Source organism: Butyricicoccus sp. AM05-1 (assembly GCF_003474415.1).
GTDB lineage: Bacteria > Bacillota > Clostridia > Oscillospirales > Butyricicoccaceae > Agathobaculum > Agathobaculum butyriciproducens.
On the sequence record NZ_QUDG01000005.1, the window covers coordinates 171,362 to 187,315 of the forward strand.

Sequence of the window (15,954 nt, forward strand, 5' to 3'; positions counted from 1 at the left end):
CGGCATCGTACTGGTTGCCCGCGTCGATCAGCTCCTTGAGCACCTGCGTAACCAGAGCCTTGCGGCCGTTCGAGCCGTCGTCGGTCACGATGTGCAGGTTGGTGCAGGCGTTCTTCATCTCGTCCTCGAGAATGATGATGTCCTTGCTGCGGAAACCGGCGATCAGGTCAACCTCAGCGCCCATTTCATGCAGCTTCTTGGCCTGCGGATATGCGATCGCACAGCCCAGACCGCCGCCGACAACAGCGACCTTCTTGAGACCCTCGAGCTCGCTCTCCTTGCCGAGCGGACCGACAAAATCATGCAGGCAGTCGCCCTCGTTCAGCGCGCCGAGCGCCATCGTCGTTGCGCCGACCTCCTGGAAAATGATCGTGACGGAACCCTTTTCGCGGTCAAAATCTGCGATCGTGAGCGGAATACGCTCGCCTTCTGCGCTGACACGCAGGATGATGAACTGACCCGGCTCTGCCTTGCGGGCAACGTGCGGTGCCTCGATCACCATCAGCTTGGTGTTTGCGTTCAGCGTTTGCTTTTTCAAAATCTGATACACTCTTTTTCGTACCTCCTTGCGATTGTCGCATCGAACATTTTACATTATACTGTATCACTTTAAGCAACGCAAGTGAAAATGAAAAATCAGCAGTAAAAATGGGCAGAATCGATGAAAACACACCTTGTTTGTCAAAAAATTAACTGGTTTGACGAAAGCTTCACAAAGCCGGACGGCAGTAAAACAGCACAATGTCGCTTTTCGAAACCCAGCCGCAGGCCGTGCGCGTGCGTACATGACACCAGCCGTTCTGTTCGCACAGGATGAGCAGGCGCGCACCGCTTGCCGCACTGCCGACAATCGGCGCGGAGCGAACCGGATCGGAGTGCAGCAGGAGAAGCGCGCCGCGCGGCTCGGCGCAGGCCGTGCGAAACGCAGGCGATACATATATAACAGGGGACATAGGGCACCTCCTTGTGGTTAATGCAGACTATGCTGCGAAAATGCAGAGCGTTAATTGGCAATTAAGGCAACACCGCACAATTAAGACTGCGGTGCTTTGCGGAAATTTTGTGTCCTGACTTTGTTGAAGTTTCACGGTAATACATCAAGTATTACCGCAAAACTGTGCCTCGTCAGTACGCAAAATTTACTCGCAAATCACTCTTGTTCAATTATGCGGTATTGCCTTAACGAATTACCGATTGCTTGTGTCATGATTGCTGAAAAAATAAATGCTTTTCCATAGTTTTTTCGCTGAAATTTAGGTTGCATTATTATAGAACGCGCTGTATAATAATCAATATTAGAAAGAGATGCCCGTTTTGCACGGGTCAAATCGGAAGGAGTTAACACAAATGAAGAAGTTTTCCATTGCTATGCTGAGCATGGTACTGGCAGGTTCTATGCTGCTGACCGGCTGCGGCGGCTCCAAGACCGCTGATTCCAGCAGCGACGCACAGGATTCCACCACCTCTGCGGACGGCGGCACGCTGCGCATGGGTACTAACGCTACTTTCCCGCCGTACGAGTTCGTTGGCGACGACGGTAACGTACAGGGCATCGATGTGGACATTGCTGCTGCTATCGCTGACAAGCTGGGCATGAAGCTCGAGGTCACCGATATGGAGTTCGATTCCCTGATTCCGGCGCTGCAGAGCGACACCGTCGACGTGGCGCTGGCTGGCATGACCGTTACCCCGGATCGTCAGGAGAACGTAGATTTCTCGGATTCCTACGCAAAGGGCGTTCAGGTCATCATCGTTAAGGACGGTTCCGATATCGCTTCTCCGGAGGATCTGGAGGGCAAGAACATCGGCGTTCAGACCGGCACCACCGGCGACATCTACTGCACCGGTGACTACGGTCAGGAGCATGTAAAGCAGTTCAACAACGGTCCGCTCGCAGTTGCTGCACTGGTAAATGATCAGATCGACTGCGTTGTTATCGACCAGGAGCCGGCTAAGAACTATGTTGCTGCAAACAGCGGCCTCAAGATCCTCGACACCGCTTACGCTGACGAGGATTACGCGATCGCTATCAAGAAGGGCAACACCGAGCTGCTCGACAAGGTAAACGGCGCTCTGAAGGAGCTCGAGGGTGACGGCACCCTGCAGTCCATCGTCGACAAGTATATCAGCGCTGACTCCGCAGCACAGTAAATCAACAAACGCGTACAAAGGAAGAGGGACGGTTCAGCGCCGCCCCTCTTTTGCAGTAAAATGAAAAGAAAGAGGGGATGACCTGTGAACGGTATTACAATGGACCAGTGGCTGAAAATTGTACCGGATTCGGTTGTCAATCTGCCGGAGGGTCTGCGGAACCTGCTGTTCCAGCTGTACCAGACCTTTATCGCAGCGGACCGCTGGAAATGGTTCCTGAACGGTCTGAAAATCACATTTGCGGTCACGATCGGTGCACTGATCCTCGGTGTTATCATCGGTCTGCTGATCGCTATAGTCCGTACGGCGCATGATTCCCGCCGCATGGGCAAAAGCAACATCATTCTGAGCATTCTCAACGCAATCTGCAAGCTGTATCTGACCGTCATCCGCGGTACGCCTATGATGGTTCAGCTGCTGATCATGGGCTTTGTTATCATGGTGCCTAAGGATGATACAGCGCGTCTGGTGTGCGGTATCGTTACACTGGGCATCAACTCGGGCGCATATGTTGCCGAGATCGTGCGCGGCGGTCTGATGTCGGTCAATCCGGGTCAGATGGAGGCCGGCCGTTCGCTCGGCCTGAACTACGCACAGACCATGCGCCTGATCGTTATTCCGCAGGCAATCAAGAACATTCTTCCGGCACTCGGCAATGAGATGATCACCCTGCTGAAGGATACCTCGCTCGTGTCGGTCATCGCGCTGCGCGACGTGACCAAGCAGGCACAGAATATTGTGTCCAATACCTATCAGGCCTATGTGCCGTATGTCAGCCTTGCGATCATCTATCTGGTGCTCGTTATCATCCTGACCAAGCTGCTCGGCATTTTTGAGAGGAGGCTGCGCGAAAGTGATCGACGTTAAAAACCTGCACAAATCCTTTGGCAACCATGAGGTGCTCAAGGGTGTCAACGAGCATATCGAGAAGGGCGAGAAGGTCGTAGTCATCGGCCCGTCCGGCTCGGGCAAGTCCACCTTTCTGCGCTGTCTGAACCTGCTTGAGGAGCCGACCGGCGGCGAAATTATCTTCGAGGGACAGAACATCACCGCCAAGGACACGGATATCAATCTGGTGCGCCGCCGTATGGGCATGGTGTTCCAGCAGTTCAACCTGTTCCCGCACCTGACCGTGCGCGAGAATATCAAGCTGGCACCGGTCAAGCTCAAGGTCATGACCGATGAAGAGGCGGACAAGCGTGCGCTCGAGCTGCTTGCGCGTGTCGGTCTGCCGGACAAGGCAGACAGCTATCCGGCGCAGCTTTCCGGCGGTCAGCAGCAGCGTATCGCCATCGCGCGTGCGCTGGCAATGAATCCGGACGTGATGCTGTTCGACGAGCCGACCTCGGCGCTTGACCCGGAAATGGTCGGCGAGGTTCTGGAAATCATGAAGGAGCTGGCTGATGACGGCATGACCATGGTTGTTGTTACCCACGAGATGGGCTTTGCCCGCGAGGTTGCAACGCGCGTGCTGTTCATGGACGGCGGCAATATCGTAGAGCAGAATGGGCCGAATGAGTTCTTCGCAAATCCGCAGCATCCGAGACTGAAGGATTTTCTGTCGAAAGTCCTCTAAGGGGGACGCTGTCCCCCTTAGATACCGGGACAGTTCCCGAGGAAACTGTCCCGGATATCCCCCTCTCGTCCGCACGGCGGACGAGGCTCGGGACACGCGTCCCGAGGCAGTGGTATAAAAGTCAGGTACACGCCCTGACTTTTATGGGGAATTTTATGCGGTCTGCTGCGGCAGACCTGTCCCTGCCTGTTTCGGCGTTGCCGAAAGGCGTCAGGGAATGCGAAAAGGCACGCCTTTGGCGTGCCTTTTCTGTTCGGTTTGATGGACGGCTTTGTTCGGAGCACTCCCGCAGGGCGGGCTGCCCTCCGCCCGCCGTATAACGACGGAAAACGGGGAAACGGGGGGATGCTGCTGCGGTTTGGCGCTCTGGTGGGGGATTTTTTGCGAGAACAACAAAGGGAGAGGACAAAACCTCTCCCTTTTTGTGCAATTATTGTTCGCCATATGCTTGACGGATCTGTTCAAAGCATGGTATAATGGTTTGCTGCTGAAAGTTGCAGGCTTTTCTCTATGCCTGTCATTATGTTAGCACTGTCTGATGAAAAAAGCAAGACGAAAGAATGAAGTTTTTACAACGCCGCCGGGCGTATCAACCAACACCAACAGCCGAAAGAAACGGAGTGATCAAAGCACATGAAGGTGAAAGACGTACAGCACGGCAAAACCACACGAAAGAGCTTTGCACGAATCGAAGAGATTCTCGAAATGCCGAATCTCATCGAGGTGCAGAAGAAGTCTTACGAATGGTTCCTGGATCAGGGCCTGCGTGAGGTTTTTGACGATACCGCGTCCATCACGGACTACACCGGAAATCTGGAGCTTTCCTTCCTCGATTTTTCGATGGACGAGGAGCCGAAGTACAGCATTGAGGAGTGCAAGGCACGAGATGCAACGTATGCAACTCCGCTGAAGGTCCGCATGCGTCTGCGCAACAAGGAGACCGGCGAGATCAAGGAGCAGGAGATCTTCATGGGTGACTTCCCGAAGATGACCCACGCTGCTACCTTCATCATCAACGGTGCAGAACGCGCGATCGTATCTCAGCTCGTTCGTTCCCCGGGCGTATACTACGGCAAGGAGCTTGACAAGACCGACAAGGTTCTGCTCTCCGCTACCGTAATCCCGTACCGCGGCGCATGGCTCGAGTATGAGACTGATGCAAACGACGTTTTCTACGTTCGCATTGATAAAAACCGCAAGATTCCGATCACCAGCTTTATCCGTGCCATCGGTGTTAAGACCGATGCCGAGATCAAGGAGCTGTTCGGTGAGGACCCGCTGATCGTTGCAACTCTCGACAAGGACCCGGCGCACACCGCCGAGGAAGCCCTCATCGAGATCTACAAGAAGATGCGTCCGGGCGAGCCGCCCTCTGTGGAGTCGGCTACCTCTCTGATGGACGCCATGTTCTTCGATATGCGCCGCTACGACATTTCCGCAGTCGGCCGCTACAAGTACAACAAGAAGCTGAACATCGCACGCCGCATCACCGGCCACAAGCTGGTAAATGCAGTCGCTGACCCGATGACCGGCGAGGTTCTGGCGGAGGACGGCGAGGTTCTCTCCCGCGAGAAGGCAACCATGATGGCTGCCCGCGGCGTAAACAGCGTTGTGATCGAGTCTGCCGAGGGCACTGCCGTTAAGGTATTCGGCAACGGCATGGTAGACGTAAACGATTTCTCCGAGTACCTCGGCGGCGCAACCGCAGAGGATCTGGGCCTCAAGGAGAAGGTTCGCTTCACCGTCCTCAAGGAGATCATCGACTCCGGCGTACAGGGCGACGAGCTGAAGAAGACCGTTAAGGAGCGTCACTTCGATCTGGTTCCGAAGACCATCATCGTTGATGATATGCTCGCTTCCATCTGCTATCTGCTCAACCTCGGTCACGGCATCGGCACGGTTGACGATATCGACCATCTGGGCAACCGCCGTCTGCGCTGCGTAGGCGAGCTGCTGCAGAACCAGTTCCGCATCGGCTTCTCCCGCATGGAGCGCGTTATCCGCGAGCGCATGACCATTCAGGATCTCGACGTTGTTACGCCGCAGTCCCTGATCAACATCCGTCCGGTAACCGCAGCCATCAAGGAGTTCTTCGGTTCCTCTCCGCTGTCCCAGTTCATGGATCAGAACAACCCGCTGGCTGAGCTGACCCACAAGCGCCGTATGTCCGCCCTCGGTCCCGGCGGTCTGTCCCGTGACCGTGCATCCTTCGAGGTTCGAGACGTACACTACTCCCATTACGGCCGTCTGTGCCCGATCGAGACCCCTGAAGGTCCTAACATCGGCCTGATCTCCTATCTGGCAACCTATGCACGCATCAACGACTTCGGCTTTATCGAGGCGCCGTACCGCGTTATCGAAAAGACCAAGGACGAGGAAACCGGCGAGGTCCGCTGCCACGTTACCGACGAGGTTCGCTACATGACCGCAGACGTCGAGGATGAGTACATCGTCTGCCAGGCTACCGAGCCGCTCGACGAGAACAACAACCTCGTAAACGACCGTGTAACCTGCCGTATGCGCGATGAGTTCGTCGAGGTAGACCGCAAGGACGTTGACCTGATGGACGTTTCTCCGCGCATGATGATCTCGGTTGCTACCGCATTCATCCCGTTCCTCGACCATGACGACGCAAACCGCGCACTGATGGGCGCGAACATGCAGCGTCAGGCCGTACCGCTGCTCCGCACCGAGGCTCCGGTCGTTGCAACCGGCATGGAGTACAAGGCAGCTGTTGACTCCGGTACGATTCCGCTGGCAGAGGGTGACGGCGTTGTTACCCGCGTAACCGCCCGCGAGGTTTGCGTACACTACGACAACGGCACCGACAAGACCTATCCGCTGACCAAGTTCATGCGTTCCAACCAGTCCACCTGTATCAACATGCGTCCGATCGTTGATCTGGGCGAGCGTGTCAAGGCAGGCGACGTTCTGTCTGACGGTCCGTCTACCGATCAGGGCGAGGTTGCACTGGGCAAGAATGCCCTCATCGGCTTCATGACCTGGGAAGGCTACAACTACGAGGACGCCGTACTGCTGAACGAGCGTCTGGTACGCGACGATGTTTACACCTCCATCCATATCGAGGAGTACGAGTCCGAATCCCGTGATACCAAGCTCGGACCTGAGGAGATCACCCGTGATATCCCGAACGTCGGCGAGGACGCACTCCGCAACCTCGACGAGCGCGGCATCATCCGTGTCGGCGCTGAGGTTCATGCCGGCGACATTCTGGTCGGCAAGGTTACCCCGAAGGGCGAGACCGAGCTGACCGCAGAGGAGCGCCTGCTCCGCGCGATCTTCGGTGAGAAGGCCCGCGAGGTTCGTGATACCTCTCTGCGTGCGCCGCATGGCGAATCCGGTATCGTTGTAGACGTTAAGGTATTTACCCGCGAGAACGGCGACGAGCTGTCTCCCGGTGTCAACATGGTCGTCCGCGTTTATATCGCGCAGAAGCGCAAGATCTCTGTCGGCGATAAGATGGCAGGCCGTCATGGCAACAAGGGTGTCGTTTCCCGCATTCTGCCGCAGGAGGATATGCCGTTCCTGGAGGATGGCCGTCCGCTCGACATCGTACTGAACCCGTTGGGCGTACCGTCCCGAATGAACATCGGTCAGGTGCTCGAGGTTCACCTTGGCTTCGCAGCCAAGAAGCTCGGCTGGAAGGTCGAGACCCCGGTATTCGACGGCGCAACGCTCGAGGATATCAAGGAGACGCTGGTTGCAGCAGGCGTTAACGAGGACGGCAAGAGCGTCGTATACGACGGCCGTACCGGTGAGAAGTTCGATAACCGCGTAACCGTTGGTTATATGTACTACCTCAAGCTGCATCATCTGGTAGACGATAAGATCCATGCCCGTTCGACCGGCCCGTACTCGCTCGTAACCCAGCAGCCTCTGGGCGGCAAGGCGCAGTTCGGCGGCCAGCGCTTCGGCGAGATGGAAGTTTGGGCGCTGGAAGCATACGGCGCCGCATATACCCTGCAGGAGATCCTGACCGTCAAGTCCGACGATATCACCGGCCGTGTCAAGACCTACGAGGCGATCGTCAAGGGTCACAACGTACCGCAGCCGGGCGTTCCGGAATCCTTCAAGGTACTCACCAAGGAGCTGCAGGCTCTGTGTCTGGATATTCAGGTTCTGGACGAGAACATGGAAGTGATCGAGCTGTCTGAGGACGACGACGAGGAGACCGCTGAGTACACCCGTCCGATGGAGCAGGCTGTCTCCGGCGCGGATGACGAGTTCACCGCAGCAGGCTTCGGCATCAACGATGCCGAGGAAGGCGACACCGATCTCTTTGCACTGGATAACCCCGCCGAGGATGGCGGTGACGATGCCGAAGGTGATTTCGACGACGGTCTGGGCGAATAAGGCTGAGCGTAAGTGAAATCATCTGTGAATAGGGAAGGAGCATCTTAAAATATATGGGATATCATACGTTTAACGCCATTAAGATCGGTCTGGCTTCGCCCGAGCTGATCCGCCAGTGGTCTTACGGCGAGGTAAAGAAGCCCGAAACCATTAACTACCGTACGCTCAAGCCGGAACGCGATGGCCTGTTCTGCGAGCGTATCTTTGGACCGACCAAGGACTGGGAGTGCCACTGCGGCAAGTACAAGAAGGTTCGCTTCAAGGGCAAGATCTGCGACAAGTGCGGCGTTGAGGTCACCAAGGCCAAGGTCCGCCGCGAGCGCATGGGCCACATTGAGCTGGCAGCGCCGGTATCGCACATCTGGTACTTCAAGGGCATCCCGTCCCGCATGGGCCTGATTCTTGACATCAGCCCGCGTGTACTGGAGAAGGTCCTGTACTTTGCAAACTATATCGTAATCGATCCGGGCGACACGCCGCTGATGAAGAAGCAGATCCTGACCGAGGCTGAGTACCGCGACATGCGTGAAAAGTACGACGAGGACTTCCGTGCCGGCATGGGCGCGGAGTCCATCAAGGAGCTGCTCGCGGAGCTGGATCTCGACCAGCTCTCCAAGGAGCTGACCGCAGAGCTGCGTGAGGCTTCCGGCCAGAAGCGCCTGCGCATCATCAAGCGACTGGAGGTTGTAGAATCCTTCCGTCTGTCGCACAACCGTCCGGAGTGGATGATCATGGACGTTGTTCCGGTCATCCCGCCGGAAATCCGTCCGATGGTACAGCTGGACGGCGGTCGCTTCGCAACGAGCGACCTGAACGACCTGTACCGCCGCGTGATCAACCGCAACAACCGTCTCAAGCGTCTGCTCGAGCTGGGCGCGCCGGACATCATCGTGCGCAACGAGAAGCGCATGCTGCAGGAGGCTGTTGACGCCCTGATCGATAACGGCCGCCGCGGCCGTCCGGTCACCGGCCCGAACAACCGTGCACTCAAGTCCCTGTCCGACATGCTGAAGGGCAAGCAGGGCCGCTTCCGTCAGAACCTGCTCGGCAAGCGAGTTGACTACTCCGGCCGTTCGGTTATCGTCGTAGGCCCGGATCTGAAGATCTATCAGTGCGGTCTGCCGAAGGAAATGGCACTCGAGCTGTTCAAGCCGTTCGTTATGAAGAAGCTGGTTGAGGACGGCACCGCACAGAACATCAAGTCTGCCAAGAAGATGGTAGAGCGCGCAAAGCCCGAGGTATGGGACGTGCTCGAGGGCATCATCAAGGGTCATCCGGTTATGCTGAACCGTGCACCGACCCTGCACCGTCTGGGCATTCAGGCGTTCGAGCCGGTCCTCGTAGAAGGCCGTGCGATCCGCCTGCATCCGCTGGTATGTACCGCATTCAACGCCGACTTCGACGGCGACCAGATGGCAGTTCACGTTCCGCTGTCCGCAGAGGCACAGGCTGAGGCCCGTCTGCTGATGCTGTCCGCGAACAACCTGCTCAAGCCGCAGGACGGCAAGCCGGTTACCATTCCGTCTCAGGATATGGTCCTCGGCTCCTACTACCTGACCATCGACCGCGATACCGAGCCGGGCGCAGGCAAGGTATTCCGCAACGTGGACGAGGCTCTGATGGCGTACAACGAGGGTATCGTTGGCATTCACGCGCCGATCAAGGTTCGTCTGTCCAAGGAAGTAAACGGCAAGACCGAGTCCGCTATCGTAGACGCGACTCCGGGCCGCCTGATCTTCAACGAGCGCATCCCGCAGGACCTCGGCTTTGTTGACCGCTCGGATCCGTCCAAGAAGTTTGATCTTGAGATCATGTTCACCTGCGGCAAGAAGGAGCTTGGCAAGATCATTGACAAGTGTATCCGCGTACACGGCTTCCACATTACCGCTGAGGTGCTCGACTCCATCAAGGCGATGGGCTACAAGTACTCCACCAAGGGTGCGCTGACCGTAGCCGTAGCCGACATGCTCGTGCCGGAAGGCAAGGATGAGATGATCCGCGAGTCCGAGAAGAAGGTTGCCAAGATCGACCGCAAGTACAAGCGCGGCTTTATCACCGATCAGGAGCGCTACCGTCTGACCGTAGCTGAGTGGGAAGAGACCACCAAGAAGGTTACCGCAAAGCTGCAGGCCAACATGAAGGAGCAGCGCTACAACCCGATTCACATGATGGCTGATTCCGGTGCCCGTGGTTCTATCAACCAGATCCGTCAGCTGGCCGGTATGCGAGGCCTGATGGCATCTGCCTCCGGTAAGACCATCGAAATCCCGATCAAGTCCAACTTCCGTGAAGGCCTGACCGTACTCGAATACTTCATCGCTGCCCGCGGTGCTCGAAAGGGCATGGCCGATACCGCACTGCGTACCGCTGACTCGGGTTACCTGACCCGCCGTCTGGTAGACGTTTCTCAGGACGTTATCATCCGTGAGGACGACTGCGGCGCAACCAAGGGTATCTGGGTAGAGGATATCAAGGAAGGCAACCAGATCATCGAGCCGCTGCGCGAGCGTCTGCTCGGCCGCTTCCCGGTTGACGATATCGTAAATCCGGAGACCGGCGAGGTCATCGTACCGAAGAGCAAGATGATGACCGAGGCTGACGCCGATGCGGTTGTCGGCGCAGGCATCACCCGCGTTCAGATCCGCTCCGTGCTCGAGTGCCGTGCCCGCAAGGGTGTCTGCGCGCACTGCTACGGCATCAATCTGGCAATGGGCACGCCGGTCGGCAAGGGCGAGGCTGTCGGTATCATCGCAGCACAGTCCATCGGCGAGCCGGGTACCCAGCTTACCATGCGTACCTTCCATACCGGCGGTGTCGCAGGTTCGGATATTACGCAGGGTCTTCCGCGAGTTGAGGAGCTGTTCGAGGCCCGCAAGCCGAAGAAGGCTGCAACGCTGGCCGAGATCGGCGGCGTGGTCTCCATCGAGGAGTCTAAGCGCACCACCGTCAAGACCGTTAACATCGTCAACCCGCAGACCGGCGATATGCGTTCCTACCAGCTGGCTTCGTCCTCCGGTATCCGCGTAACCGACGGTCAGGAGATCCCGCAGGGCTTCCAGTTGAACGAAGGCTCGCTCAACCCGCATGACATTCTGCGTATCCTCGATCCTCGCGCCGTTCACGACTACGAGATCAAGGAAGTTCAGAAGGTTTACCGTCAGCAGGGCGTAGATATCAACGATAAGCATATCGAGGTTATCGTTCGTCAGATGATGCGCAAGGTTCGCGTTGAGGACGCGGGCGACGCTGAGGTTCTGCCGGGTTCTGTTATGGACTGGCTCGAGTTCGAGGATTACAACAACAAGGTGCAGGCACGCATCGACGCCGGCGAGGAAGGTCTCCGTCTGGCTGTTGCGGAGCCGACCCTCATGGGTATCACCAAGGCATCCCTCGCAACCGATTCCTGGATGTCCGCTGCATCCTTCCAGGAGACCACCCGCGTGCTGACCGATGCCGCAATCAAGGGCAAGGTCGATCCGCTGATGGGCCTGAAGGAGAACGTAATCATCGGCAAGCTGATTCCGGCCGGCTCGGGTGTGTCCGATTACTGCACCGGTCACTACGAGCAGACTGTAAATCTCGACTGATTTGCAGAAAGCCGAAAACGCTGTATAGATTAAACAAAACAGGGGAACACTGTAAGGTGTTCTCCTGTTTTTGCTTGTGCCGAATGGAAAATTGAGAATGGAGAATTACCGTGACGGTTTACGATGTTTCTCCGTTTCAATTTTATGCTGAATGGATACCGTAGGGTGCGACGACCACGGCGCACCGTATCTATCCGGTCTGTACAATCTGCTCCGTAGGGGCGAACATTGTTCGCCCGCAAACCGATAACGACAGGCACATATTTATTGGTAAACCGTTTGCATAATGTTACCCCCGTAGGGGAGGCCATTGGCCTCCTGCGCTATGGTTAAACGGATGCGTGGGCGAGCACTGCTCGCCCCTACGGGGTAACGTGTACCAATCGTTAGAAACGGTGCGCCGAGGTCGTCGCACCCTACGGTATAGCGTAATCATTGAATGTATCCTGCGGAAACTCCTTTTGCCAGGGGTCAAATTTGTCTGGAAAAGAAAAATCTCGTAAAAAATAAAAAAATTCGAGAAAACACTTGACAACAGGGGGACAAACCCGTATACTATGGGAGTATGCCGTATAGGAGGAATATTATGCTTTCAGAACTTCACACGGCGCACAAGGTGATCGGTGTAAAGCAGTCGAAAAAAGCGATTCGGGACGGCGCAGCCGCACAGGTCTTTGTTGCGCTGGACGCAGAAAAACGAGTCGTTGGTCCGATTTATGAGCTTTGCAGTGAACACGGTATGGAAGTTACCGAGGTCACCACGATGACGGAGCTCGGCGATGCGGTCGGCATTGATGTCGGCGCGGCAGTAGTCGTAGTTCTGCACTGATTTTTCTTTGTTGAATTGCGCAAAACGCGCTTTTCATAAATATCTTTGAAAGAAGGAGGAAATAAAATGCCAACTTTTAACCAACTCGTCCGTAAGGGTCGTGAGGCAGTCGTTACCAAGTCTACGGCACCGGCTCTTCAGGTAGGCTACAACTCTCAGAAGAAGAAGGCTACCGATCAGTCCGCTCCGCAGAAGCGCGGCGTTTGCACCACGGTTAAGACCATGACCCCGAAGAAGCCGAACTCTGCTCTTCGTAAGGTAGCTCGTGTAAAGCTGACCAACCAGATGGAAGTTTCCGCTTACATCCCCGGTGAAGGCCACAACCTGCAGGAGCACTCTGTAGTTATGGTTCGCGGCGGTCGTGTAAAGGACCTTCCTGGTGTTCGTTACCACATCATCCGTGGTACTCTGGATACCCAGGGTGTTGCTAACCGTCGTCAGGCTCGTTCCAAGTACGGTGCTAAGCGCCCGAAGGCAGGCAAGTAATCTGCGCCTGACCGCGCATATCGTCGTTGCACCCACACTTGCGTACCTTTGTACGCGGCGTGCGGGATGCGCCTAGATCTGCACGATCATGCTTGATTACTCCTGTACAGTTACAATATGTGCTGTGCAGCCTGTAATGAGCCAACCCACAAGGTTTTGCGAGAAAGTTATTTTTCAGCAAAGCAGCTATGCTTTGTCTGAGGCATTTTAGTTCCGATTGCATAAATCGGGCCTTTACCTCGGACAGGCATGAACAACGGCGGTCAAAGATCCGCCGAAGTACCTATGAAATCAAATATTTTTGAAGGAGGGAAGTAAAGTGCCAAGAAGAGGTAATGTCCCCAAGAGAGACGTTCTGCCCGATCCGCTTTATAATTCCAAGCTCGTCACCAAGCTGGTAAACTCTATCATGCTCGACGGCAAGAAGGGCGTTTCGCAGAAGGTTGTTTATGGTGCTTTCGATATCGTTCGTGAAAAGACCGGTCGTGAACCGCTGGAGGTTTTCACCGAGGCTATGGAAAACATCATGCCGACCCTGGAAGTTAAGGCTCGCCGTGTAGGCGGCGCTACCTACCAGGTGCCGATGGAAGTTCGCCCGGAGCGTCGTCAGACCCTGGGCCTGCGTTGGATCACCAAGTACTCCCGCGCTCGTTCTGAAAAGACCATGCGTGAGCGTCTGGCAGGCGAGATCCTGGACGCTTGCAACAATCTGGGCGGTGCTGTTAAGAAGCGCGAGGATACCCACAAGATGGCAGAGGCGAACAAGGCGTTCGCACACTACCGCTATTAATCTGTCGGTTTCCGCATAACGCTTTGAAAGGAGAGCAATATGCCTAGAGAATATTCCCTGGAAAGAACCAGAAATATCGGCATCATGGCGCACATCGACGCCGGTAAGACCACTACCACCGAGCGTATTCTGTATTACACCGGTGTAAACCATAAGATTGGCGATACCCATGACGGTACCGCTACCATGGACTGGATGGAGCAGGAGCAGGAGCGTGGTATCACCATCACCTCCGCAGCTACCACCTGCCACTGGTCCGGCTCTACTCATCAGTTCCCGGAGCATCGTATCAACATCATCGACACCCCGGGCCACGTTGACTTTACCGTAGAGGTAGAGCGCTCCCTGCGTGTACTGGACGGTTCCGTAACCGTATTCTGTGCAAAGGGCGGCGTAGAGCCGCAGTCTGAGACCGTTTGGCATCAGGCTGACAAGTACAAGGTTCCGCGTATGGCGTTCGTAAACAAGATGGATATCATGGGTGCTGACTTCTACAACGTAGTCGGCATGATGAAGGACCGTCTGAAGTGCAACGCTGTTCCGGTTCAGCTGCCGATCGGCTCTGAGGATACCTTCAAGGGTATCATCGACCTGATCACCATGCGCGCTGAGGTTTACTACGATGACCTCGGCAAGGATATCCGCGATGAGGATATTCCGGCTGACATGATGGAGAAGGCTCAGCAGTACCACGACGAACTGTGGGAGCACGTTGCTGAGCTGGACGAGGACCTCATGATGAAGTACCTCGAGGGCGAAGAGCTGACCATTCCGGAAGTTAAGGCTGCAATCCGCAAGGGCTGTATCGCCAACGAGATCGTTCCGGTACTCTGCGGCACCGCATACCGCAACAAGGGCGTACAGCCGCTGCTGGACGCTGTTATCGAATACATGCCGGCTCCGACCGACATCCCGGACATCAAGGGTGTAAACCCGCAGACCGACGAGGAGGATTCCCGTCCGTCTTCTGATGACGCGCCGTTCTCCGCGCTGGCGTTCAAGATCGCTACCGACCCGTTCGTTGGCCGTCTGACGTTCTTCCGCGTATACTCCGGCACCATCACCGCTGGTTCCTCCGTACTGAATGCTACCAAGGATCAGCGCGAGCGTCTGGGCCGTATTCTGCAGATGCACGCTAACCATCGTCAGGATATCGACTGCGTATATTCCGGCGATATCGCTGCGGGCATCGGCTTTAAGAACACCACCACCGGCGATACGCTGTGTGATGAGAAGCACCCGATCATCCTCGAGTCTATGGAGTTCCCGGACCCGGTTATCCGTGTTGCGATCGAGCCGAAGACCAAGGCTGGTCAGGAGAAGATGGGTATCGCGCTGGCTAAGCTGGCAGAAGAGGACCCGACCTTCAAGACCTACACCGATGAGGAAACCGGCCAGACCATTATCGCTGGTATGGGCGAGCTTCATCTGGAGATCATCGTTGACCGTCTGCTGCGCGAGTTCAAGGTAGAGGCTAACGTAGGTTCTCCTCAGGTTGCTTACAAGGAGACCATCCGCCGCTCCGCTGACGTTGATCAGAAGTACGCTCGTCAGTCCGGTGGTAAGGGCCAGTACGGCCATGTTAAGATCATCGTTGAGCCGAACGAGTCCGGCAAGGGCTACGAGTTCATCAACAAGATCGTTGGCGGTGCTATCCCGAAGGAATATATCGAGCCTGTTAATCAGGGTATCCAGGGCGCTATGCAGGCTGGTATCCTCGCAGGCTACCCGGTTGTTGACGTTAAGGTAACCCTGTATGATGGCTCTTACCACGAAGTCGACTCCTCTGAGATGGCGTTCAAGATCGCTGGTTCTATGGCGTTCAAGGAAGCTATGAAGAAGGCTGATCCGGTTCTGATGGAGCCGATCATGCAGGTTGACGTAATGGTACCGGAGGAGTACATGGGCGACGTTATCGGCGACCTGAACTCCCGTCGTGGTCAGATCCAGGGCATGGAGCCGCGCGGCGGCGTACAGGCTATCTCTGCCGGCGTTCCGCTGAGCGAGATGTTCGGTTACGCAACTGCTCTGCGTTCCCGCACCCAGGGCCGTGGCCAGTACACCATGCAGCCGAGCCACTACACTGAAGTGCCGAAGAGCATTCAGGAGAAGATCATCGACAACCGTAACAAAAACAACGACTAAAATCTGCTGCACCCTA

General features: G+C 56.1%; 11 protein-coding genes. 9 read left to right on the top strand and 2 right to left on the bottom strand.

Going from position 1 to position 15,954, the window contains the following annotated elements:
* Both DW088_RS16295 and DW088_RS09170 read right to left on the bottom strand, forming a co-directional pair.
* A partial coding sequence (locus DW088_RS16295) for a sulfide/dihydroorotate dehydrogenase-like FAD/NAD-binding protein (RefSeq protein WP_243029857.1) occupies positions 1-550 on the bottom strand: 550 nt, incomplete at its 3' end.
* 160 nt (positions 551-710) lie between these two features.
* Positions 711-953 (bottom strand): SH3 domain-containing protein, encoded by a 243-nt coding sequence (locus DW088_RS09170; protein WP_118360472.1) that lies wholly within the window; start codon positions 951-953, stop codon positions 711-713.
* Positions 954-1,347: 394 nt separating this feature from the next.
* On the opposite strand from DW088_RS09170, the gene DW088_RS09175 reads away from it, so the two are divergent.
* The 9 genes from DW088_RS09175 (at position 1,348) to fusA (ending at position 15,938) form a co-directional block, all read left to right on the top strand.
* The gene (locus tag DW088_RS09175) at positions 1,348-2,151 is read left to right on the top strand and encodes a basic amino acid ABC transporter substrate-binding protein (protein ID WP_118360473.1); all 804 of its coding nucleotides are present in this window, start codon (positions 1,348-1,350) and stop codon (positions 2,149-2,151) included.
* Between the two features lie 84 nt (positions 2,152-2,235).
* Entirely contained in the window at positions 2,236-3,018 is a 783-nt protein-coding gene (locus DW088_RS09180) for an amino acid ABC transporter permease (protein WP_442861183.1), read from the top strand.
* A complete protein-coding gene (locus tag DW088_RS09185; RefSeq protein ID WP_118360474.1) occupies positions 3,005-3,727 on the top strand; it encodes an amino acid ABC transporter ATP-binding protein in 723 nt (240 codons plus the stop codon). Before DW088_RS09180 ends, DW088_RS09185 begins: the two co-directional genes overlap by 14 nt.
* Before the next feature lie 633 nt (positions 3,728-4,360).
* Positions 4,361-8,101, top strand: a complete 3,741-nt coding sequence (gene rpoB, locus DW088_RS09190) for a DNA-directed RNA polymerase subunit beta (RefSeq protein WP_118360475.1) — start codon at positions 4,361-4,363, stop codon at positions 8,099-8,101.
* A 53-nt stretch (positions 8,102-8,154) separates the two neighbouring features.
* Positions 8,155-11,688 carry a DNA-directed RNA polymerase subunit beta' gene (gene rpoC, locus DW088_RS09195; RefSeq protein ID WP_118360476.1) on the top strand — a complete coding sequence of 1,178 codons (3,534 nt, stop codon included), beginning with the start codon at positions 8,155-8,157 and terminating at the stop codon, positions 11,686-11,688.
* A gap of 586 nt (positions 11,689-12,274) precedes the next feature.
* Positions 12,275-12,517 (top strand): ribosomal L7Ae/L30e/S12e/Gadd45 family protein, encoded by a 243-nt coding sequence (locus DW088_RS09200; protein ID WP_110436537.1) that lies wholly within the window; start codon positions 12,275-12,277, stop codon positions 12,515-12,517.
* Positions 12,518-12,583: 66 nt separating this feature from the next.
* A complete protein-coding gene (gene rpsL, locus DW088_RS09205; RefSeq protein ID WP_110436538.1) occupies positions 12,584-13,003 on the top strand; it encodes a 30S ribosomal protein S12 in 420 nt (139 codons plus the stop codon).
* Positions 13,004-13,322: 319 nt separating this feature from the next.
* Positions 13,323-13,793, top strand: coding sequence for a 30S ribosomal protein S7 (gene rpsG, locus DW088_RS09210; protein ID WP_181967828.1), 471 nt, complete (start codon positions 13,323-13,325; stop codon positions 13,791-13,793).
* 39 nt (positions 13,794-13,832) lie between these two features.
* Positions 13,833-15,938: an elongation factor G gene (gene fusA / locus DW088_RS09215; protein WP_118360477.1), complete on the top strand. Its 2,106-nt coding sequence runs from the start codon at positions 13,833-13,835 to the stop codon at positions 15,936-15,938.
* Positions 15,939-15,954 lie beyond the last annotated feature (16 nt).

Coding starts and splice junctions, on each gene's coding strand:
- rpoB (WP_118360475.1), top strand. CDS start 4,361: ATGAAGGTGAAAGACGTACAGCACGGCAAAACCACACGAAAGAGCTTT.
- DW088_RS09175 (WP_118360473.1), top strand. CDS start 1,348: ATGAAGAAGTTTTCCATTGCTATGCTGAGCATGGTACTGGCAGGTTCT.
- rpsL (WP_110436538.1), top strand. CDS start 12,584: ATGCCAACTTTTAACCAACTCGTCCGTAAGGGTCGTGAGGCAGTCGTT.
- DW088_RS09170 (WP_118360472.1), bottom strand. CDS start 953: ATGTCCCCTGTTATATATGTATCGCCTGCGTTTCGCACGGCCTGCGCC.
- DW088_RS09200 (WP_110436537.1), top strand. CDS start 12,275: ATGCTTTCAGAACTTCACACGGCGCACAAGGTGATCGGTGTAAAGCAG.
- fusA (WP_118360477.1), top strand. CDS start 13,833: ATGCCTAGAGAATATTCCCTGGAAAGAACCAGAAATATCGGCATCATG.
- rpoC (WP_118360476.1), top strand. CDS start 8,155: ATGGGATATCATACGTTTAACGCCATTAAGATCGGTCTGGCTTCGCCC.